Below are 20,960 nucleotides of genomic sequence, written 5' to 3'. Positions count from 1 at the left end.
AAGGCGGGGCCGAGGCCGCCTCGATCAATTTGCGAAAGAATCTTGACGGTACCAAACGCTTACGCGTTTCCTCAGCTCCGCACCCTGTCGGGTTCGAATCCCGGCGTTGGAGAAGAAAAAAGCCCGTCACCACAAGGGTAACGGGCTTTGCATTTCAAATGGTGCCCCCAGCGGGATTCGAACCCGCGATATCCACCTTGAAAGGGTGGCGTCCTTGGCCGCTAGACGATGGGGACAGCGGGAAAGAGTATAGCAGACTTTTTTGCCGGCGCGTATATCGTTGGCAAACTGGAAAACCACCACAAAGGTACCTGTCCCCTTTGTGGTGGTGGGGTGCTAGGGGAGGAGCTTCATGGCGGCGTCGTGGGCGGCGTGCTCGTAGGCGTCGTCGAGGGGTTTGAGCGGCAACAGGGCGGCGGCCTGTGCGTCGCCACGGCGTTCGAGGGCGTGGGCGATGAGCCAGTCGGCGAGCTCGGGGTTCTTGGGCAGTGCCGGCCCGTGTAAGTACGTGCCGATGACTCCCTTGTGGATGAGGCCCTCAAAGCCATCGTCGCCGTTGTTGCCGGTGCCCACGACGACGGACGTTCCGAGCGGCGTCGCCTCTGCGTCGAGCAGGGTGCGGCCGCCGTGGTTCTCGAATCCCACAAAGGGCTCGGGTGCCAGGTCGGTCTTGACGGCGACGTTGCCGATCAGGCGGTCGGAGCCGCGCACTGTCTCGGCGGCAATGACGCCCAGACCCTCGATGCGATCCTCGCCCATATAGTACGAACGGCCGAGCAGCTGATAGCTGCCGCAGATGGCAAGCAGTGAGCCGCCATCCTCAACATAGGCCGCGACCTTGTCTTTTTGGGCGAGCAACTCGTGTGCCACGGCTAGCTGGTCGCGGTCGGAGCCGCCACCCATCATGACGATATCGGCATCGGTCAAATCAAGCGTCTCGCCCATACGGACCTCGTCTACACGCACGGGAATGCCACGCCAGGCGCAGCGGCGCTCGAGCGCGATAACATTGCCGCCGTCACCGTAGAGGTTAAGGGCATCGGGATACAGGTAGACGATGCGCAGGGGACGCGAAAGCTCGACCGGCGCGATGCCGACAGGAAGAGCGCTGCCGTCGGCACGGACTACGGCGCGGGCAGCAACCGTGGCTGCATCGGCACCCTTCAGCCCGTCGAGTTCTTTGACCAGCGGCGGGAAGGCCGTGTAGTTGGCGACGGCGTAGAAGGTGTCATCGGCGGCCTCGTCTGCCACGGCACCGATCGCCTGCGCGATGTCCGAGATAATCGCGGCATCGATGCCGGCGTACTTGAGGCGTACCTGCATGTCGTGCGCACGCGTGCCTCCGGCAAAGGCGACAAGACCCGGCGTGTCGGCGATGCGCTCGAAGTCGACATCGTAGATCCACGAGACATCGTGGCCGTCGGCATCGTTATCGTTTAGGAAGAAGGCGCAGAGCCTGCCACCTGCCGTTTTAATGGACTGGATCTGGCGATCGAAGCCCACGGGATTCTTGGCCAGGTTGGCCTCGACGGTGCGGCCGGCAATATCCCAGCGGCCCATGCGTCCGCCGGCGGGCACGTAGGCATTAAGCGTGGGCTGCAGGTGCGCCGCGTCCACGCCCAGCTCGTGCGCCGCAAAGAAGGCGGCGGCGACGTTATAGACCATGTACAGGCCGTTGTAGCGCGTGGCGATGTGCACGGCGGGCGCGTTGGCCTCAGGTCCAAAGGCCAGGTCAAAGCCGTAGCCGTCGCAGCCGAGCTCAACGCCCGTCACGCGGCGGAGCAGCGCGGGGCGACCCCAGCCGCACGAAGGGCAATGATAGGCGCCCAGCTGTCCGTACTGCACATAGTCGTATTCCAGCGGGGCGTTGCACTGCGAGCAAAAACGCGAGTCGCTAATGCGGTCGGACTCGGTGCCCGTGGCGCCGTCGATGCCAAAGGCGATGCTCGTGTTGGGGACGCGCGCGGCGATCGAGGCGCACAGCGGATCGTCGGCGTTGTAGATGAGCGTTGTCGTCGGAGAGAGCTCCAACGCATGGGCGATGACGTCCTGGGTATGGTCGATCTCGCCGTAGCGGTCCAGCTGGTCGCGGAACAGGTTGAGCAGCACAAAGTAGGTCGGCTTGAGCTTGGGCAGGACGCGCACCGTGTAGAGCTCGTCGCACTCAAAGACGCCTACGCGCTTGCTGCTGGCCGTTCGCTTAAGGTTGCCGCGCGCCTCGAGCAACGCGCCCACCACGCCCGGCTCCATGTTGTTGCCAGCGCGGTTGCACACCACGGTGGCGCCGCTGGCGGCAACGGCGTCGGCGATGAGGTTGGAGGTGGTGGTCTTGCCATTAGTACCGGTGATCACCACGCTGCGGTCGACCAGGCTCGCGAGGTCGCTTAGCAGCTCGGGGTCGATCTTCATGGCGATGCGGCCGGGAAGTACGCCGCCCTGGCGCTTAAGGACGGAGCGCAGCCCCCAGCGGGCGATATCGCTCGAGGTGCAGGCAAGAGATGAGCGGAGATTCATGAAACCGTTCCTAACGTAAACGATATGGTCGGGTCGAGTGCGTCACTAAAAACCGTAGCGGCGCGCAAATTCCTGGGCAAGCTGCGACACGTCTTCGCAGGCATTGGCCCAGGGGGCAAAGTCTGGAGTGTCCGAGATAATGCCGTCCGCTTCCCAAACGGCCTGGTGCGAAAGATCCCAGGGATCGCGTGGCTCGGGCCGGCAGGGAAGGTACGGTGTCTGGTACATGGGATTCAGCAAGAAGAACGCGCCGCCCTCGCAGCGGTTAGCGAACTCACGCAGCGCACGCACCGCCGGACGCATCTTGTTCGTTTTGAACAATAGGATTGTGCGGGCGAGCAGGTACCAAGGAGAGTTCTCGAGTGCATCGGCTCCCGCCTGTTCCTCGAGCTGGTGCGCTAGGGCGAAAAAGCCGTCCTGGTCTTCCAGGCGAGCGAGGGCGAGCAACACGGTGCCGGCAGCTCGGGTGGGATAGCCTTCTGCCTTAAGGACGCGGCGGGCGTAGTTGGCAGCAGCGCGGTAGCGGGCGCTCGCCATGCACAGCTGCGAGATGGCCTCGAGTGTGTGAAGCCACCCGATAAGAGCCGGCTCGCTCACGGTAAGGTCTGCTGCGGTGACACCGTCGGCCAAAACATTATTGGCCCAGTAGTGCGGGGCTTCCATGTCGAACCCGGGCACGCTTTGCTGCAGGTAATCGGCCGTGGTCGCCTCGAGCTTCATCAGGTCGCCCAGGCAGGCGTCAACGGGCGTGTCGGCCAGGATGATGGCGAGCAGCTGCGCGTCGACGGCCAGCGCATCGACGCGGACGATCTTGAGCAGCTCGTCGCGCATGTCGTCGAACAGGCGGTTGCGCGTCTGCTCAAACTCCTCGTCGCTGCCCATGTCCTCGATGCGATGGAGCTCGTCGAGCAGGTGGCGATGAACGCCGGCATAGGACAGCAGTGCCTGGGCATGCTCGGCCTGCGCATACTTTTGAGGATTCGCGCTAATGTCGTTATGGACAAGCTCGCGTGCTGCATCGGTGAGCTCGGGGTGCGACGCCAGATAGGTGCGCTCCAGGTAGGCGGGGATGTAGACGCTCGGATCCATTAGAGGTCCCCTCCCTTAAATGGAAGCCCCTGCTCGGCCGCGCGCAGGATGCGCTCGTCGATCTGGGAACGCACGATGTCGTTGGTGGCGATCCAGGCGGCAAAGCTGGCGTTGTCGGGGGCGCCCAGGCCCTCCTGCAGTACCGGCGTCGCCTCGGACAGCGCAAGGACAAGCTCGTCGGTGGAGCCTGCACCCACGTTGACGCGGGCATAGACGCCATCGGGAAACTCGGTTTGGAAGTAGAGCGCCTCGGCTGCGTGCGGACACGAGCGCGCAAGGATGCGCAGGTAGTGCTCGGCGCCCTCGTAGTCCAGCTCGCGCCAAGCAGCGCTCATCAGCGCGATGAGCGTCCATGGGTCCAAGTCACGCTCCGCATCTTTGGGGCGGCGGCGCAGCGGGGTATTCGCGAGGTACGGCACGGAGTGAGCGGAGCGAAAGCGCTTGAGCTCCTCGGCGGGGTATTCGAGTTTTGCCATGGCGAGCATCGCGGTGTGGCGGACACCAGCGGGGTCGTTGGGCGCAAAGTCCAAGCTGCGATTTGCGGCTTCGAGCGACATGCGATAGCGGCCGCTAATGAGGGCGCGCGATGCCAAGGCGGCAAGCCAGCGCAGATAGGGGCGGCGCGTGAGGTCGCCAGCGGCCTCGCGCTCGTAGGGGTCCTGAGCCGAGGCGATCTTGAGCGCCAGGTCATGCTCGACTTCATCGCACTTGGACACCAGGTACTGTACGTATTCCTCGTTGGATTCGGCGGTGAGCGCCGTCAGCATGCGCTGGGCATCCCAGTTGGCCGGATCGAGCGCGGCTGCCTCGCGGAGCATGTTCTCGGCTGCGGCTTCTTCTTGCTCTGCCTGGGCGTCGTCGGGGATAAAGGGGATGCGGTAGTCGACAGCCTCGACCACCTTGGCAATGAGGTGCCCGGCGCGGTCGCGGTCGTGCACGATGAGCGGTGCAGGGTTGCGGGTGAATTGTTCCATCAGACGCTCTACGGCGGCACCGTCGGTGAGCGGGATATTGTCGCGGCGCAAGGCCTCAAGAACGAGGCGATGGCAATCCTCTTGAATGGGATCGAATGCCATGGGGCCTCCTTTGCTGCGGTTAGGGTTCAAATGTCTCTATATAAGGTTCTAGTTTACCCGCATGTGGCACACCGGGGGTGCCGCACTTGGACTTGCACCTTTGCACCACGAAGACGGATGTCGCACAAATGTCGGCACCTTGGACGACCGAGTGGTATCACGGTGCCGCAAACGGTCGATTTTTGGCGGCGAACGGGGCACATTTTGGAGGAGCACCGTCCTGCCCGGGATATGTGGTCAACCTTGATAAAACGTTTGCCCAGCTTGGGAGTATGAATGCCCCACAAGGGTCTTCAGGGATAGAAAAAACGTTTCATCATTGTCGGCTTTAGGTGAATAACTGACCAACCAGAACGGTAGAATAGTGTTTGTCTGAGCGTTGAGACGTTTAGACATCGCGCATTGTCATCGCCGGCAACGCGCAAAACGGTCCTAACGGAGCCAATCGGGTGCTCCGTTATATACGCAAGTCTAAGAGGGGCTTGTTTAGGAGGCACAGTATGGGACGTTTTACCAATCCTCGCGATCTGTACTTTGGTGAGGGCGCTCGCCACGAGGTGAAGAACCTCAAGGGCAAGAAGGCCATCATCGTTTCTGGCGGCAGCTCTATGCGCCGCGGCGGGTTCCTGCAGGACGTCGAGAACGACCTTAAGGAAGGCGGTTTCGAGGTCAAGCTGTTCGAGGGCGTCGAGTCCGACCCGTCCATCGAGACGGTCATGAAGGGCGCCGAGGCCATGCGCGAGTTCGAGCCCGACTGGATTATCGCCATCGGCGGCGGCTCGCCCATCGATGCCGCTAAGGCCATGTGGGTCTTCTACGAGTATCCCGAGGAGTCCTTCGATAACATCATCCAGCCGTTCAGCTTCCCCGAGCTGCGTCAGAAGGCTCATTTCTGCGCCATCTCCTCTACCTCCGGCACCGCTACCGAGGTCACCGCGTTCTCCGTCATTACCGACTACGCCAAGGGCATCAAGTACCCGCTGGCCGACTTCAACATCACCCCTGATGTCGCCATCGTCGACCCCGAGCTCACCTACACCATGCCCGCCAAGCTGTGCGCCCACACCGGCATGGATGCTCTGACCCACTGCATGGAGGCCTACGTTTCCACCTGCGCCTCTATGTTCACCGACGCCAACGCCCTGCACGGCATCCGCGAGATCGTCGAGTGGCTGCCCAAGTCCTATGCTGGCGACCATGAGGCCCGTCAGCACATGCACGAGGCTCAGTGCATCGCCGGTATCGCCTTCTCCTCGGGCCTGCTCGGCATCGTTCACTCCATGGCTCACAAGACCGGTGCTGCCTTCGAGAACGGCCACATCATCCACGGTGCCGCTAACGCCATGTACCTGGGCAAGGTAATCCAGTGGAACTCCAAGGACCCGCGTGCTGCTGAGCGTTACGCTTACGTGGCCAAGGAGATCCTGCACCTTCCCGGCGAGACCAACGAGGAGCTCATCGCTGCGCTCGTCCAGAAGATTCGCGATCTCAACGACCAGCTCAACATTCCGCAGTCCATCAAGGATTACGCGAATGGTGGCGTGAAGGTCGACGCCGAGAACCCGCAGATGGTTTCCGAGGAGGAGTTCCTCGCCAAGCTGCCCGAGATCGCTGCGAACGCCGAGACCGACGCCTGCACGCCCGAGAACCCGCGTGAGACCAAGGCTGCCGACTTCGAGAAGATCCTCAAGGCCTGCTACTACGACACCGACATCGATTTCTAATCGACTCTTGTTATCGTAACGAGGGGCTCCGCACGTATCTGTACGGAGCCCCTTTCTTTTTTCTTTTAGAGAATGGGATAGTTATGGCTGCAATTTTCAATAGCCCCAGCAAGTACATCCAGGGTCCGGACGAGCTCGCCAAGCTCGGCTCCTATGTCGAGCCGCTCGGCGCTAAGGCCCTCGTCATCGTGACGCCTTCGGGCAAGAAGCGCGTCGGTGCCAAGATCGAGGGTGGTTTTGCCGAGGCTAAGGCCGAGTTGCTGTTTGAGGACTTTAACGGCGAGTGCTCCAAGAGCGAGGTCGATCGCCTGGTTGCGCTCGCGCGCGACAACGGCTGCGACATCATCGTCGGCGTCGGTGGCGGCAAGATCCTCGACACCGCCAAGGCCGTCGCCTACTACCTGGAGTCCCCGGTCATCATTTGCCCCACCATCGCTTCGACCGATGCCCCGTGCTCGGCGCTCTCCGTGCTCTATACCGATGACGGCCAGTTCGATAAGTACCTGTTCCTTAAGGCGAACCCCAATATCGTTCTTATGGATACGACGGTTATCGCGGCGAGCCCGGTACGCCTGACGGTGGCAGGTATGGGCGATGCGCTCGCAACCTACTTTGAGGCCCAGGCGACGCACGATGCCGACGGTGGCACCTGCGCTGGTGGCAAAGGCGGCATGGCCGGTCTGGCGCTTGCCAAGCTCTGCTACGAGACGCTTATGGCCGATGGCGTCAAGGCCAAGGTCGCGCTGGAGAAGGGTGCGCTCACGCCTGCCGTCGAGCATATCATCGAGGCCAATACGCTGCTTTCGGGCATTGGCTTTGAGAGCTCGGGCCTTGCTGCTGCTCATGCCATCCACAATGGCCTGACGATGCTGCCCGAGTGCCACGGCATGTATCACGGCGAGAAGGTCGCCTTTGGCACCATCGTTCAGCTGGTACTCGAGGATGCTCCGACTGAGAAACTCGAGGAAGTCTTGGGCTTCTGCATTGAGCTGGGCCTGCCGGTCACGATGAAGGAACTTGGCGTTGCCGAGCTTACGCGCGAGCAGGCCATGATTGTTGCCGAGGCCGCCTGCGCGCCCGATGACACCATGTGCAACATGCCGTTTGAGGTGACGCCCGAGATGGTCGCAAACGCCATCCTGGGTGCCGACGCGCTGGGTCACTACTACCTTATGGATGAGTAAATCAAGCTAAGGAAGGGGCAAAGCCAGCAGACGGCTTTGCCCCTTTTTGCTATGGTGCAAACCAACCTGACCCCATCGCACCAAGTTGGTGCAAAGGGGTCAGGTTACTTTGCACCAATCGTTGTTTGATGAAGGGCGGATTCTCGTATGGCGCTTCCTATGGTTTACGGCGGTCCCGGTCGGTATGTTCAGGGGCCGGGCGAACTTTCGCGTCAGGGCAGGTATTTGTCATGGTTGGGCTGCGCTGCCTATGTCTTGTTTGACCAGGGCACCGAGGATCGGCTGTGCAGGCAGATTGTCGATGGATTTCTGGACGACGATCTAAGCGAGCCGTTCTTTAAAATTTACAACGGTCCGTGTACGGAAGAGGCTGTTGCCGAAATGGCTAAGGAAGCCCAGGCTGAGTATTGCGACATGGTGGTGGGTATTGGCGGTGGCAAGATGCTCGATATCGCCAAGGCAGTAGCGTTTTATGCCGAGTTGCCGTTGTGCGTATGTCCCACGGCGGCCTCAATGGATGGTCCGTGCAGCGCGATTTCGGTGCTGTATCACGAGGATGGGTCGTTCGACCGCTACCTGATGCTCGAGAAGAATCCAGATCTGGTCGTGGTCGATACCAACGTGGTCGCAGCGGCCCCACTGCGTATGACGGTCGCTGGTATGGGCGATGCGCTGGCAACGTACTTCGAGGCGCGTTCGTGCGCCGCGGCGCACGGCGCCAACGAGCACGGTGGCGCGCCGGGGCACTTGGCTCTGGTTGCGGCTCGTGCCTGCTACGACACACTTATGGAGTGCGGTGTCGCTGCCAAGCGCGATCTCAAAAAGGGGCGTACGTCGCCAGCGGTTGAACGCCTGATCGAGTGCAATATTTTGCTCTCGGGTGTCGGCTTTGAGAGTGGCGGCTTGGCGTTGGCGCATGCCATCGCCAACGGGCTGACGATTCTGCCCGAGTGCAAGGCCATGCATGGTGAGGCCGTGGCATTTGGTCTGGTGGTGCAGCTGCGCCTGGAGCGTGCACCCGAGCTTGATCAGGTGCTCGAGTTTTGCCAGCGCGTCGGTCTGCCGACGACGCTTGAGGAGCTGGGGCTTGATGAGATTACCGATGCCGATTTGCTGAGCGTTGCTGACGCAACTTTTAAGAACGAGCGCAACATGGCCAACGAACAGACAAAGGTGACCAGGCAAAAGCTCGTGCAGCTCATGTGCGAGGCATAGTTTGGCGCTTGATTGGCCTTGTGCAATCGAGGCGGCGATAGGCCATGGGCTATTTGCCGCAAAGATGCTCCGCGTGTAATTTGCCCGAGGCGTGGGCCGATAGCGTATCATTATCTCTTGCTTGTTTGCACTGCTCAGGGAGGGGCCGCGCATGGCGCAGGAACACGATCTGTTTGATGACATTATCGAGATCAGCAAGGGTTTCGACTTTCTTAAAAACCCGCTTGGCGGTGTGACCGATGCGCTCGATCCGTCGGCGCCGCAGTGGAATCCTGCTGACTACAAGGAGCGTCCGCGCGGCAACACCATTCCGTGCTTGACCTGCAAAAACGAAAAGAGTGGCTGCACCGCGTGCATGGACGTGTGCCCGGTCAACGCCATCGAGGTCGAGGAAGATGCCATCGAGATCCTCGATTCCTGTCGCAAGTGTGGCCTGTGCGCCGCTGCCTGTCCGACTGAGGCGATCATCTCGCCGCGCCTGGCGCCCAAAAACCTGTATGACGACATTGTCTCGGCGGCTACAAGTCACGAGACCGCCTACGTTACCTGCACGCGCGCCCTTAAGCGCATGCCGCGCGAGAACGAGGTCGTCGTTGCCTGCGTGGGCGATATTACAGCCGAGACCTGGTTCTCGGTGCTGGCCGACTATCCCAACGTGAGTGTGTATCTGCCGCTGGGCGTGTGCGATAAATGCCGCAACACCGGTGGCGAGGACATGCTGGGCGAGGCGATTGCGAAGGCCGAGGAATGGGCTGGTACGGGTATGGGCCTGGAGGTCGACCCCAAGAGCCTCAAATGCCATAAGCGCCGCGAGTACGAGCGCAAGGAATACATGGAAAAGATCGCCCGTACCACGGGCCTGACCGTGACCAAACTCAATCCGGCGACGGCGGCACTGGCTTCGGTGACGCAGAAGCTCAAAGCCCATCGCCATCAGATCACCCAGCTGGAGCGCACGCTCAACACCATGTGCGGCACCACGACGACCAAGCGTCGCCGTTCGCTCACCCATGGGCGCCAGCTGGTGCTCTCGACGCTGCAAAACCACCCCGAGCTTGCCCAGAACATGCAGGTGAGCACGCCGGAGTGCGATTTTGACAAGTGCACGTCGTGCGGCGAGTGCGTTAACGCGTGTCCCACGTCCGCCTGCGATTTGGTGGGAAGCGGTCGCTTTGCACTGGAGTCCACGTATTGTTTGGGTTGCGGAGCCTGCGTCAAGGTTTGTCCCGAACATGCGCTCAAGCTGGTCGAACACGATGCGTCCAATCTGGTCGTCGCCGATCCCGAGGCCGAGGAAAAGGCCGCCCAGAAGGCGAAGGCTCACGAGGAGGCCGAGAAGGTCAAGGCCGAGGCAAAGGCCAAGCTCGATAAGATGCTCGATCAGGTGGAAAAGCTCGCAGACTAGTCAGCGACCCCTATCTCTGCTTCATTTGCGCCGCCGTGGCGTCCGGGTTCGCCTGGATGCTGCGGCGGCGCTATACTTATGCAGTTTGAAGTACCTGTATCAAAAGGAGCTGTCGTGTCCCTTTCCATCGGTATCGTGGGCCTGCCCAACGTGGGCAAGTCGACGCTGTTCACCGCGCTTACCAAAAAGACCGGCCTTGCCGCCAACTACCCGTTCGCCACGATCGACCCCAACGTGGGTATCGTCGATGTGCCCGATAGCCGCCTGCAAAAGCTCGCCGACATCGTCAACCCGGGTCGCATTGTGCCGGCTACGGTCGAGTTCGTCGACATCGCAGGTCTGGTGAAGGGCGCTAACGAGGGCGAGGGTCTGGGCAACCAGTTCTTGGCAAACATCCGCGAGACCGACGCCATCTGCGAGGTCGTGCGCTACTTTAAGGACCCCAACGTCATGCGTGAGGTGGGCCGCACCGGCGAGTTCGTCGATCCCGCCGGCGATGCCGACACCATCATGACCGAGCTCATCCTGGCCGACATGGGCACGCTCGAGAAGCAGCTGCCCAAGCTCGAGAAGGAGGCCAAGCGCGACAAGGAGCTCATGCCCAAGTTTGAGGTCGCCAAGCGTCTGCTTGCCTGGCTCAACGAGGGCAAGCGCGCCGCATCCATGGAGATGACTGACGAGGAGCGCGCCGCCGCCAAGGGCCTGTTCCTGCTCACCATGAAGCCCATCCTGTATGTGGCCAACGTGGACGAGGATATGCTCAACGAGGACCTGGCGCCCATCGATGGCGTCAAGCCGCTGCCGATCTGCGCCAAGATTGAGGCCGAGCTTTCCGAGCTCGATCCCGAGGACGCTGCCGACTACCTGGAGAGCCTGGGCCTGGAGCAGCCCGGCCTGGACGTGCTCGCGCAGGCCGCCTACAAGCTGCTTGGCCTGCAGTCGTTCTTTACGGCTGGTGAGATGGAGGTCAAGGCCTGGACGGTTCGTCAGGGCGCAACCGCTCCGCAGGCCGCCGGCGTCATCCACACCGACTTTGAGCGCGGCTTTATTAAGGCCGAGGTCATTGGCTACGACGATTACATCGAGCTCGGTGGCGAGCAGGGCGCCAAGGCCGCCGGCAAGCTGCGTATCGAGGGCAAAGAGTATGTCATGGCCGATGGCGACGTCGTGCACTTCCGCTTTAACGTGTAAGGACGACGCATATGTTTAAATATGGCAAAAAAGCTGGCTACATGGGTATTGCGTTGCTCGTACTTGCGGTGATTCCGCTGGTGGTTGCAGCGTGTGTTATCCCCAACATTGGTCCCGAGGTGGCAACGAAGTTTAACGCGGCCGGTGAGGTGACGCGCTGGGGCAAGAGCTACGAGCTGCTGGCACTGCCGGTGCTCAACCTGCTGCTGAGCGTGGCGACGTACTTTACGGCAGGACGTCAGGCTAAAAACAATGATGACTCCGCCGCCATGGCGCGCATCGTGTGCGAGCGCTACCTGCGAAACGGCTGCATCACGGGTGTGTTCCTCAATGTAATCAACGTCTACTTTATGTACTCGGCTATTACCGGAACAGGCTTTGGCTTTGGTTTCTAGCCTGTCCTTTTAGGCAACGAGCCTGCACGCATATTCAATGGCTGTTGCGAGGCCGCCGCTCGATCGTGGTTTAAAGACCATATCGGCGGCGGCCTCGTTTTCGTATCCGGAGCCGCGGAGGGCGAGTGCGATACCGGCTTCTAAAAGGAGCGGCAGGCCGCGTTGGCTGGTTGCGATTACGGCAGCCTGATTGAGCGAGCAGCTGTGCGCTTGGCATTGGATGGCAAGTTCGCCTTGCGCCGGGCAAGGGACCAGAACGGCGGCGACGCGACTTGATAGTAATGCAAATGCTGTGCGCTCATCGGGCGAAAGGCATTCGGCTTCAACGACGACGAGCTTGGGCGGTGCGCTGTTTGTGCGAAGCGTGGCTCGGTACATGCGGACCGAAGAACCCGACATAGAAAACTCCTGTGTATTCGGCAAAACGTAAACTATAGTTTACGTTTTTGTTCAGCTCCATTTCAAACTCGGCTGCATGGACGAACGTGCGAAACAGATTCTTGGCAGGCGGGTCGAAGAGACACGCAGGGACCTTGGTATCTCCAAGGTTGATTTTTGTGTGGCGACAGGAATCAGCCGACCCTACCTCGACCGAATCGAAGATGGGACGGCAAATTTCACGCTCAAGGTTCTATTTAAGATCGCGCCCGCACTCGGCATGACGGTGTCAGAGCTTCTCGAGGGGATCGAATAGGGGATACCCGTCGACAACTGAATTACGCCATCGGGATGCGGTCGTGGTTGACTTGGCTGTAGAACAGGCGCTGAATCTCGGCCGCATCACGTGACTGGCCGAGTGCCCACATGGTTTTGGCCACGAGCGTCTCGGTGGTCATGTCGTCGCCGCGCAAAATGCCCGGATGATCGGCGTAGGCACGGCCGACCTCATAAACACCCAGGTCAAGGCCCTCTTCGGGGACCTGCGTGGTCATAACGACAGTGCGACCCGAATCGACCCAGCGGAAAATTGCCTCTTGGAACGACTCGCCCGACTCACCAAACTCGGGGATACCGCCAATGCCAAAGGTCTCCAGAATCACAGCGTCGTAGCTATCGGCAAGAGCGTCCAGGATACCCGGGTTCACGCCGGGTGTCAGCTTAAGGGCAAATACGCGCGGGTCGATGCTGTCGTAGAAGCGAACCGGGTTCTCGTCCTGGTGAGTGCCGTGGAGTCCGTTGCGAACGATGCGGTCGTTGCGGATATAGGCAATGGGCGGATAGTTGACGCTGATGAACGCGTTAAAGCTCATGGTGCGCTGCTTGCGGGCGCGCGTGCCGGCAATGGCTACGCCGCCAAAGACAATCGAGACGTCGTGCGAATGCTCGTCGAGCGCATAGAGCAGGCTCTGGTACAGGTTGAGCTTGGCGTCGGTAAAGGGATTGCCCATGGGCTTTTGCGAGCCGGTGAGTACGATGGGCTTGGGGCTGTCCTGAATCAGATAGGAAAGCGCCGCCGCGGTGTAGCTCATGGTGTCGGTGCCGTGCAGAATCACGAAGCCGTCGTGGTCGGCATAACCCTCGACGATGACGTCGCGGATACGCATCCAGTCGCTCGGACGCATATTGGTGCTGTCGATGTTCATGGGCTGCACGACGTCGAGCTCGCAGAGGCCCGAGATCTCGGGGACGCTCTGGGCGAGCTCCTCACCGGTCAGGGCGGGGGAGAGGCCGTTGCCGTCCTCGGTCGATGCGATGGTGCCGCCCGTGGCGATGAGAAGGATGCGCTTCATGCTGGTATTCCTATCGTATTTGCCGCCGCAGAGGCGGAGTCGTTCGGCAGTATTGTGGCACAGGGCGTCCAATGTTCAAACGTATTACATCATCTGTAACGTTTGGTAACACTTCAATTGCCGTCAAATAGGCCCCGGTCGTGCGTTTGCCGTGCGCTGATGGCTGCGAGGGACGAGAAACCCCATATAACGTGTACACTATGTAAGCTGTTTTCGTTTATTCGCGCGGGTGGGCACAGGCTCCCCGCCAACAAGAGGGGGAAACCATGGATCAAAAGGCTTCCGCAAAGGTCCTCGTACTCGACTTTGGTGCGCAGTACGGTCAGCTCATTGCCCGTCGCGTCCGCGACCTCAACGTGTATTCCGAGATCGTTCCCTGCGACATCTCGGCCGATGAGATTCGCGAAATGAACGCCTCTGCGCTCATCCTCTCTGGCGGCCCGGCTTCTGTGTATGCCGAGGACGCTCCGTCCATCGATCCCGCCATCTTTGACCTGGGCCTTCCCGTTCTGGGCTTTTGCTACGGCCATCAGATCACGGCCGTGACGCTCGGCGGCAAGGTCGGTCACTCCGAGGTGGGCGAATACGGCCGCGCCACCATCACGCGTACGGCCGGCGCCAAGCTCTTTAACTCCACGCCTATGGAGCAGACCGTGTGGATGAGCCACCGCGACGCCGTGTCCGAGGTGCCCGAGGGCTTTACCGTTACCGCCAGCACCGACGTGTGCCCGGTTGCCGCCATGGAGTGCGTCGAGCGCAAGATCTTCACCACGCAGTTCCACCCCGAGGTCAAGCACTCCGAGTACGGTCAGCAGCTGCTGAGCAACTTTCTGTTTGAGATCTGCGGCCTGGAGCCCAACTGGAGCATGGATAACCTGGTCGAGACCATGACAGCCGAGTTCCGCGAGAAGGTCGGCGACGACCGCGTGATTCTGGCCCTGTCCGGCGGCGTCGACTCCTCCGTCGTGGCTGCGCTGGGCGCTCGCGCCGTGGGCAAGCAGATGACCTGCGTGTTCATCAACCACGGCCTGCTGCGCAAGGGCGAGCCCGAGCAGGTGGAGGAGGTCTTCACCAAGCAGTTTGACGTCGACTTTATCCACGTCCACGCCGAGGACCGTTATGCCGAGCTTCTGGCCGGCGTGACCGAGCCCGAGGAGAAGCGCCGCATCATCGGTACGCAGTTCTGGAAAGAGTTCTTCGCCGTGGCGCAGCAGCTCGAGACCGATGGCAAGCCGGTCAAGTACTTGGCTCAGGGCACCATCTACCCCGACATCATTGAGTCCGGCGCTCGCAAGACGGGCGGCAAGACGGCTACCATCAAGAGCCATCACAATCTGATCCCGTTCCCCGAGGGCGTGCACTTCGACCTTATTGAGCCGCTCGACCACTTCTTTAAGGACGAGGTCCGCGCGCTTGGTCTGGCGCTCGGTCTGCCGGGTCATATCGTGTTCCGCCAGCCTTTCCCGGGCCCGGGTCTGGCCATCCGCATCATCGGTGCGGTCGACAAGGAGAAGCTCGAGATCCTCAAGAATGCCGACGCCATCGTGCGCGAGGAGCTCGACGCCTATAACCAGCGTCTGTTTGAGCAGACCGGCGAGCGCAACTCCGAGCATAGCTGCTGGCAGTATTTCGCCGTCCTGCCCGACATTAAGTCCGTCGGCGTTATGGGCGACGAGCGCACCTACCAGCGCCCAATTATCCTGCGTGCCGTCGAGTCCAGCGATGCCATGACCGCCGACTGGGCCAAGCTGCCCTACGACGTCCTGGCCCGCATCTCCGGCCGCATCGTGGCCGAGGTTCCCGGCGCCAACCGCGTGTGCTACGACATCACGTCCAAGCCGCCCGCGACGATTGAGTGGGAATAGAACATACGTTCGATAAAATAATATAGTATCAGATAGCGGGCACGGTTTCAATTGAATCCGTGCCCGCTGCTGTATGCGTGTCCTTGCACGCCCAATATGCGCCGTAAAAGCCGTCTTCTTCGACGTCAAAGTGAATGCGCTTCGTTTTCGCCTCTCAAAATCTTATTTTCACGATTTGCATTTTCATCCCGTTGTCACCGACCCTTGCGAGAAACCGGAAAAAGCAGCTGACAGAAGAGTCTCTCAAATCGTTGTAGCCCAGCATATAGCCGCGACTTGTGACCTGCAGACGGCTGTCCCACGTGCCGATTTCCTTGGCGGCATCCGAAACCGCAAAATATGCCCCCACATCCTTGATTTTTGCAGTCTTAAGCCATGTTTTTGCGATCATCTTTACCGCCGTCCGATTGGCAGCATCAAAGACCAGCACACTGCCGGGGAAAGCGTCCGCCATCCCCCGCACCAGTTCCCGGACCTGCTGGGTCAGAAAGTAATAGAACACCCCGGAGGCAAAGAACACCGCCCCGCGGGAGGCATCGATTTTGCTAAACCATGCGGTGTCTTTCAGGTCGCAGGGGATATTTTGTTCTCGATCCCCGGCGGGCAGTAGCTGCTGCCGCAAGGCAATCACATCCGGGAAGTCCAGATTGTAGATCTTGCATCTACCGTTGTCGCAGGTTCTGCCGGTGTTGTCCAGCCCGCAGCCCAGATTGACCACCGCCGCATTGGGGTGGCCTTTCAGGTAATCCCGCACCTCGAAAGCAAGATCACTCTGCCGTGTGGCCACCTCCAGCGCACCAAAGCGCTGTATCAGGCTGCGGGAGTTTTTCTCTGCCTCTGAAAAGTCGTAGTCGATCTGGTCGAGCAGACGAACCGCTGTTTCATCCCTGTAAAGGTTCGGGTACAACTCCGTACACAGCTTCCGGGAATACAGCGGGAGGATCAGCGTCTCCTGCACGGTGTTTTTCTCAATTTTACATTTCATAGGTTTCTTCCTCAGTGAATAAAAACTGTCATAATTGCCGCCAGCATAGCCGCTATGACCGTCATGCCTATCGCCATGTGCAGGATGGATGCAAAAATGCCCGTGCTTGATACCCCTACTTCCGCGCCGTGACGCAGAGCCACTTTTTCTTTTTGTGTATCTGCACCTCGTGAAAACCCGCCTGCTCCAGACATGCCTTTAATTCAATGTCCTTGTAGATGGTCATGCCGCCGATGATCTGCGTCCACCTCTCGTCCTTGTCCGTATCGCCATTGCTCTCGTTGCAGATAAGAATTGTCCCGCCTGGCTTCAGCGTCCGCCAGACCTCACGGAAGCATCGGGGCAAATCAGGCCAAAAATAGACGGTCTCAAAGGCCGTGGCGGCATCGAAGTAGCTATCCTCAAACACCATATCCGCCACACTGCCTTGCAGAGCGGCGCAACGCCCCTCCTGAATTGCAATTCGGTTGAGCTTTCTAGTCTTCTCCACGCTGACGGGCGAATAGTCGACGCCCTTGACGACGCCATGCGGGCATTTTTTCAGCAGCCGTTTTATGTTCGCCCCGCCGCCGCAGCCGCAATCCAGCACCTTGGCATTTGGCGCAAGTCGTAGAAATCGAAGTCCCCACCGCGCCACAGGGCTGTGGCCCAGATTCATCATGGCAACCATAAGTTTTCCGCCGAGGCCCACGGGCTTGCGGGTGTTTTCAAAGAACGACATCTGGCCCCTCCGATTTCGTGCATTCCGCATAGGTCAATGGGAACGAGGCCTTCAGCACCGCGCTTTTCTGCACCGCCCAGCCGTTTTGACGCAGGAAACGCAGGTATTCCTCGCTTGTCCACCTGCTGTGGAGGGGGAATCCCGCCATACTCATGAAAAAGGCTTTTGCCTTGCCGGAAACCGAGTTCCCCGCGTGGGTGAAGGTTGGCGCGATGAGCACGCCGTCGTCCTTCAGTACCCGCCTGATTTCTTGCAGTGCCTTTTCCGGATGCGGCACTATGTGAAGCGCGTTGGACGCGATCACCACTTCGAAGGACTTCTGTGCATAGGGCAGGCGGAACATATCTTGTACGGAAAAGTGCAGCTTTGCGGATTGATTGTCCCGCTTTGCTTCAAGGATCATCTGTGCAGAAGCGTCCGTAGCCTCGATGTGCACCGCCGCATCCACGATGCTCTTTGCGATAAGCCCCGTGCCGGTGGCAACCTCCAGTACGGTTTTTGCTTTCACCACCGGCCTGATCAGCTCATACATCTTCTCATACGCCGCCCGGTCCTTTCGCATGAAACGGTCGTACCGACCGGCATTCTTGTCCCAGAAGCCCTTGCGTTCGTGCATGGCTATCGCCCCCCAAACAGTTAGAGCAATCTAACTATAACACACGAATCATGCAGTAAGATAAGGCTAACCTTATTTCTTGGCCAAGACGCATCTCTTCGGTTTTGCTTATAACGGTGTGAGTCAGATACTAAGCTGGAGCTGAAGAAGGAGCTTGGCGGACAGGTAGGTCGATACCGGTTCCCGGAACGGTGATCCAGCCAATTACACCAGGGCTCTAGTCATGCAGGTAAACCCAATCCATGACGGGAAATAGGTCCTTTTCTCTAGCTCGACGTCTTTCGGAGCTTGACGATTTGGACTGATGGAGGTGAGAAGTCCCTCACTGCGCCAATACCAGAAGATTGCGCTATAGACATCTCTCCGACCCTTTGAATCACCCCTTTTCACGCCACCCGCTACGAACCCCGGCGGAAACTAGGGAGTGATTAAAAAGGCGACCTGCGGTTTTGCGAATCAATTGAGTCATTCACAAAATCGCGAATTAAGGGCCTGATTCGCCCAAATTGCGCACGAATTGGCCCTTAGGCGGTACGACGCGACACGCATCGACAACACTCGGCCTGGATTAGTCACTGAGCGGGAATAGCGGGAACTGGCTTTTGAACTCGCGTTTTGATACCGTCGAGTACCGCCTGATGCTGTTTCGGCGCCGCCATAGAGTAAAGCCACCAGCGAAATAACGGGAATAAAAGCCTCCGGACCCTCTGGTTCGGAGGCTATCTTTTTGCATATCTGCCTAAAACGACTCCTTGCCAAAGCCCCTTGAGCATCGGGCGGCATTATTGAGTGTGGGCGTTATCGTAGGTATTTTTGATTTCTTCTGGCAAATTATCGGGAATCAGCGCCTTCACTCTATCCTCGTTGCCATCTTGGATTGCCTGCTCGTAGTACCAGCATTTGAACTTCAGCATGTCGAGCGCGCGGTTCATGTTCACGATCTCCGACTCCATGTGGGCCTTGCGCTCCTCGAACATGGCCTTGCGTTTGGGGTATGTTGAGGGACCCTCTGCGCACCATTCCATGAACAGCCGGATGTCCTTGATCTCCATTCCAGCCTTCTTTAGGCATTCGATGACCCGAAGCGCTTCGAGTTCCGTATCGCTGAATCGGCGAATGCCGGATGCCCGCTCCAGCCCCGGGAACAATCCCTGCTTGTCGTAATATCGCAGCGTTGAAGCGGGCAAACCGAACATTTCCGCCACCTGTCCGATTGTGTACATGGCTCCTCCGAAACAATGTCGAATTCATTCCTTGACCTAAAGTCAGGTTTAGGTATTACCTTCATTCTCGTCAATGTAAATCGGGAGCGCAAGGGGTATTCCGTAATGGGCAAAACGGTTTTGATAGTTTCTTCAAGTCCACGAAAGAATGGCAATTCCGAGACGCTGGCGGAGGCTTTCGCCAACGGCGCGCGGGAGGCAGGTCACAGCGTTGAGACCGTGCGTCTGCGCGAGAAGCAAATGGGCTTCTGCAGGGGCTGCCTTGCCTGCTTAAAGTTGGGGCGTTGCGTCATCCAAGACGATGCCGTGGAAATTGCCGCCAAAATGCACGATGCGGATGTGCTGGTGTTTGCAACGCCCGTCTACTACTACAGCGTCTGCGGCCAGCTCAAAACCATGCTGGACCGCGCTAACCCGCTTTTTGGCTCCGATTATGCATTCACCGAGGCATATCTGTTGGCGACGGCGGCGGAGAACGGGCGCTCGACCTTCGACGGGGCGAAAAAGGCGATGCAGGGATGGGTTGACTGTTTCTCCCGCTGCACGCTCGCTGGAACGGTTTTCGCCGGCGGCGTGAACGGCGTGGGCGAAATCGCCGGGCATCCCGCTCTGGAGCAGGCGCGGCGAATGGGCATGGGAATCTAGCCGGGCTGTTTGGCCGCGCGGAAACAGATTTGTGCCAAAACTATCGACAGGAGGAAATCGATCATGGCAGTTAAACAGACGGCAGGCAGAGACGCCCTGGGGGAGTTCGCTCCCAAATTCGCACAGCTCAACGACGACGTGCTGTTCGGCGAGGTGTGGAGCCGAGAGAGTGAGCTCTCCCTGCGCGACCGCAGCGTGGTGACGGTGGTTGCCCTGATGTCGCAGGGGCTGACGGACTCTTCGTTCAAATATCACCTGATGTCCGCAAAGAACAATGGAGTGACCAGGACGGAGATAGCGGAAATCCTTACGCACGCGGCGTTTTATGCGGGTTGGCCCAAGGCGTGGGCTGCCTTCCGCATGGCGAAGGAGGTCTGGGCGGCCGACGATGCCGCCGACGCAAGGGCTCAGCACCAAAACGAGATGGTTTTCCCCATCGGTGCCCCCAACGACGCCTTCGCGAAGTACTTTATCGGGCAAAGCTACCTCGCGCCCCTTTCCACCGAGCAGGTCGGTGTCCACAACGTGACGTTCGAGCCCGGCTGCCGCAACAACTGGCACGTCCATCACGCCAAAAGCGGCGGTGGGCAGATCCTCGTCTGCGTGGCTGGTCGAGGGTTTTACCAGGAGTGGGGAAAGCCGGCACAGGAGCTGCGCCCCGGCGACGTGGTCAACATCGCCCCGGGGGTGAAGCACTGGCACGGCGCCGCGCCCGACAGCTGGTTCTCGCATCTCGCGTTGGAGGTTCCGGGCGAGGAGACCTCCAACGAGTGGCTGGAGCCCGTGGGCGACGATGCATACCTTAAAGCGACCAACAAGGAGGCTTAAGCACCGTCGCCCGTCCGCGCCACCGAGAGCAGGGCGCCCAAATCGGCCTGGATCGCCCCTGCCTTGCTTCCAAGCTGCAACGGAGCCGAGCCGTTCGAGATGTTGACGCTCAACAGGTGCGCATCCGGCAGCTTCGCGGTCATGCTCCAGAACGGGAGCGTGATGATGCCGGGGGTCATCTCGCCCACGCCGAGCTCCAGCAACAGCACGCGGCGATCGCTGCGCTCGCGCACGAAGCGCTCGTATCGTCCGAGGCTCTCGCGCCAGGCCGCACCCTGCAGAAACGTGTCGTCGCGCACCCACGGCACAAGCTGCCAGCCGCAGTGCGGGCATCGGGGGACATCCTCGCTGAGGACCTCGAACCCCGCCATGCCCGCGAGCATGCGCTCGACGTAGGGGCTCGCGTCGAAGAGCTCGTCACAGCATGGCTGCTTGCACTGAAGGTGCGCGAAGCTTCCCTGATAGTTACAGGTTCTCTCGTCGGGAAACGTCTTCTCGGCCTGGGTGTCCACATTGGTGCTCAGGATGAAGTAGTCCTTATGGCCGATGAGGGA

At 59.9% G+C, this 20,960-nt stretch carries 19 protein-coding genes, 1 tRNA gene and 1 pseudogene; 10 read left to right on the top strand and 11 right to left on the bottom strand.

Annotation, left to right across the window (positions count from 1 at the left end):
- Positions 1-159: 159 nt before the first annotated feature.
- From DWW73_RS09700 to DWW73_RS09680, 4 genes are all read right to left on the bottom strand, one after another.
- Positions 160-236, bottom strand: a tRNA-Glu gene (locus tag DWW73_RS09700).
- A 100-nt stretch (positions 237-336) separates the two neighbouring features.
- Complete coding sequence (locus DWW73_RS10330) at positions 337-2,514, bottom strand: MurT ligase domain-containing protein (RefSeq protein WP_233506791.1); 2,178 nt, start codon at positions 2,512-2,514, stop codon at positions 337-339.
- 45 nt (positions 2,515-2,559) lie between these two features.
- Positions 2,560-3,603, bottom strand: coding sequence for a hypothetical protein (locus DWW73_RS09685; protein WP_117648513.1), 1,044 nt, complete (start codon positions 3,601-3,603; stop codon positions 2,560-2,562).
- The gene (locus tag DWW73_RS09680; protein ID WP_117645898.1) at positions 3,603-4,679 is read right to left on the bottom strand and encodes a hypothetical protein; all 1,077 of its coding nucleotides are present in this window, start codon (positions 4,677-4,679) and stop codon (positions 3,603-3,605) included. Before DWW73_RS09680 ends, DWW73_RS09685 begins: the two co-directional genes overlap by 1 nt.
- Positions 4,680-5,179: 500 nt before the next feature.
- Between DWW73_RS09680 and DWW73_RS09675 the strand changes: the two genes are divergently transcribed.
- From DWW73_RS09675 to DWW73_RS09650, 6 genes are all read left to right on the top strand, one after another.
- The gene (locus DWW73_RS09675; RefSeq protein ID WP_089572776.1) at positions 5,180-6,403 is read left to right on the top strand and encodes an iron-containing alcohol dehydrogenase; all 1,224 of its coding nucleotides are present in this window, start codon (positions 5,180-5,182) and stop codon (positions 6,401-6,403) included.
- 83 nt (positions 6,404-6,486) lie between these two features.
- Positions 6,487-7,587 (top strand): glycerol dehydrogenase, encoded by a 1,101-nt coding sequence (locus DWW73_RS09670; protein WP_117635909.1) that lies wholly within the window; start codon positions 6,487-6,489, stop codon positions 7,585-7,587.
- Positions 7,588-7,734: 147 nt separating this feature from the next.
- Entirely contained in the window at positions 7,735-8,802 is a 1,068-nt protein-coding gene (locus DWW73_RS09665; RefSeq protein ID WP_117645896.1) for a glycerol dehydrogenase, read from the top strand.
- Between the two features lie 151 nt (positions 8,803-8,953).
- On the top strand, positions 8,954-10,207 hold the full coding sequence (locus DWW73_RS09660) for a 4Fe-4S binding protein (RefSeq protein ID WP_089572782.1): 1,254 nt from the start codon (positions 8,954-8,956) through the stop codon (positions 10,205-10,207).
- A gap of 114 nt (positions 10,208-10,321) precedes the next feature.
- Positions 10,322-11,398, top strand: a complete 1,077-nt coding sequence (gene ychF, locus DWW73_RS09655) for a redox-regulated ATPase YchF (protein WP_089572784.1) — start codon at positions 10,322-10,324, stop codon at positions 11,396-11,398.
- 11 nt (positions 11,399-11,409) lie between these two features.
- Entirely contained in the window at positions 11,410-11,793 is a 384-nt protein-coding gene (locus DWW73_RS09650) for a DUF1648 domain-containing protein (RefSeq protein ID WP_089572786.1), read from the top strand.
- A gap of 9 nt (positions 11,794-11,802) precedes the next feature.
- Here DWW73_RS09650 and DWW73_RS09645 read toward each other — a convergent pair whose 3' ends face one another.
- Positions 11,803-12,192 carry a hypothetical protein gene (locus DWW73_RS09645; protein ID WP_117645894.1) on the bottom strand — a complete coding sequence of 130 codons (390 nt, stop codon included), beginning with the start codon at positions 12,190-12,192 and terminating at the stop codon, positions 11,803-11,805.
- Positions 12,193-12,268: 76 nt separating this feature from the next.
- Between DWW73_RS09645 and DWW73_RS10430 the strand changes: the two genes are divergently transcribed.
- Positions 12,269-12,487: a helix-turn-helix domain-containing protein gene (locus DWW73_RS10430; protein ID WP_035136926.1), complete on the top strand. Its 219-nt coding sequence runs from the start codon at positions 12,269-12,271 to the stop codon at positions 12,485-12,487.
- A 22-nt stretch (positions 12,488-12,509) separates the two neighbouring features.
- On the opposite strand, the gene DWW73_RS09635 is transcribed toward DWW73_RS10430, so the two are convergent.
- Positions 12,510-13,523: an asparaginase gene (locus DWW73_RS09635; RefSeq protein WP_117645891.1), complete on the bottom strand. Its 1,014-nt coding sequence runs from the start codon at positions 13,521-13,523 to the stop codon at positions 12,510-12,512.
- Between the two features lie 266 nt (positions 13,524-13,789).
- On the opposite strand from DWW73_RS09635, the gene guaA reads away from it, so the two are divergent.
- Positions 13,790-15,388 (top strand): glutamine-hydrolyzing GMP synthase, encoded by a 1,599-nt coding sequence (gene guaA / locus DWW73_RS09630; RefSeq protein WP_035136929.1) that lies wholly within the window; start codon positions 13,790-13,792, stop codon positions 15,386-15,388.
- Positions 15,389-15,542: 154 nt separating this feature from the next.
- Here guaA and DWW73_RS09625 read toward each other — a convergent pair whose 3' ends face one another.
- The 4 genes from DWW73_RS09625 to DWW73_RS09610 all read right to left on the bottom strand — a co-directional run bounded on the left by DWW73_RS09625 (position 15,543) and on the right by DWW73_RS09610 (position 18,933).
- On the bottom strand, positions 15,543-16,373 hold the full coding sequence (locus tag DWW73_RS09625; RefSeq protein WP_055251056.1) for a class I SAM-dependent methyltransferase: 831 nt from the start codon (positions 16,371-16,373) through the stop codon (positions 15,543-15,545).
- A gap of 115 nt (positions 16,374-16,488) precedes the next feature.
- Positions 16,489-17,094 carry a class I SAM-dependent methyltransferase gene (locus DWW73_RS09620; RefSeq protein WP_117563604.1) on the bottom strand — a complete coding sequence of 202 codons (606 nt, stop codon included), beginning with the start codon at positions 17,092-17,094 and terminating at the stop codon, positions 16,489-16,491.
- Positions 17,081-17,710, bottom strand: a complete 630-nt coding sequence (locus DWW73_RS09615) for a class I SAM-dependent methyltransferase (protein ID WP_117563603.1) — start codon at positions 17,708-17,710, stop codon at positions 17,081-17,083. Before DWW73_RS09615 ends, DWW73_RS09620 begins: the two co-directional genes overlap by 14 nt.
- A 782-nt stretch (positions 17,711-18,492) precedes the next feature.
- Entirely contained in the window at positions 18,493-18,933 is a 441-nt protein-coding gene (locus DWW73_RS09610) for a MerR family transcriptional regulator (protein WP_117563602.1), read from the bottom strand.
- Between the two features lie 105 nt (positions 18,934-19,038).
- Between DWW73_RS09610 and DWW73_RS09605 the strand changes: the two genes are divergently transcribed.
- Entirely contained in the window at positions 19,039-19,578 is a 540-nt protein-coding gene (locus DWW73_RS09605; RefSeq protein WP_117563601.1) for a flavodoxin family protein, read from the top strand.
- A gap of 63 nt (positions 19,579-19,641) precedes the next feature.
- The gene (locus DWW73_RS09600) at positions 19,642-20,406 is read left to right on the top strand and encodes a carboxymuconolactone decarboxylase family protein (RefSeq protein WP_055251066.1); all 765 of its coding nucleotides are present in this window, start codon (positions 19,642-19,644) and stop codon (positions 20,404-20,406) included.
- Here DWW73_RS09600 and DWW73_RS10170 read toward each other — a convergent pair.
- Positions 20,403-20,960: pseudogene (locus tag DWW73_RS10170) on the bottom strand (hypothetical protein); the annotation flags it as partial. The gene DWW73_RS09600 and the pseudogene DWW73_RS10170 sit on opposite strands and share 4 nt — an antisense overlap.

Source organism: Collinsella sp. AF16-8, from assembly GCF_003462695.1.
Lineage (GTDB): Bacteria > Actinomycetota > Coriobacteriia > Coriobacteriales > Coriobacteriaceae > Collinsella.
The sequence above is the reverse complement of the archived record's forward strand: the minus strand, read 5'-3'. Positions and strand labels throughout refer to the sequence as shown.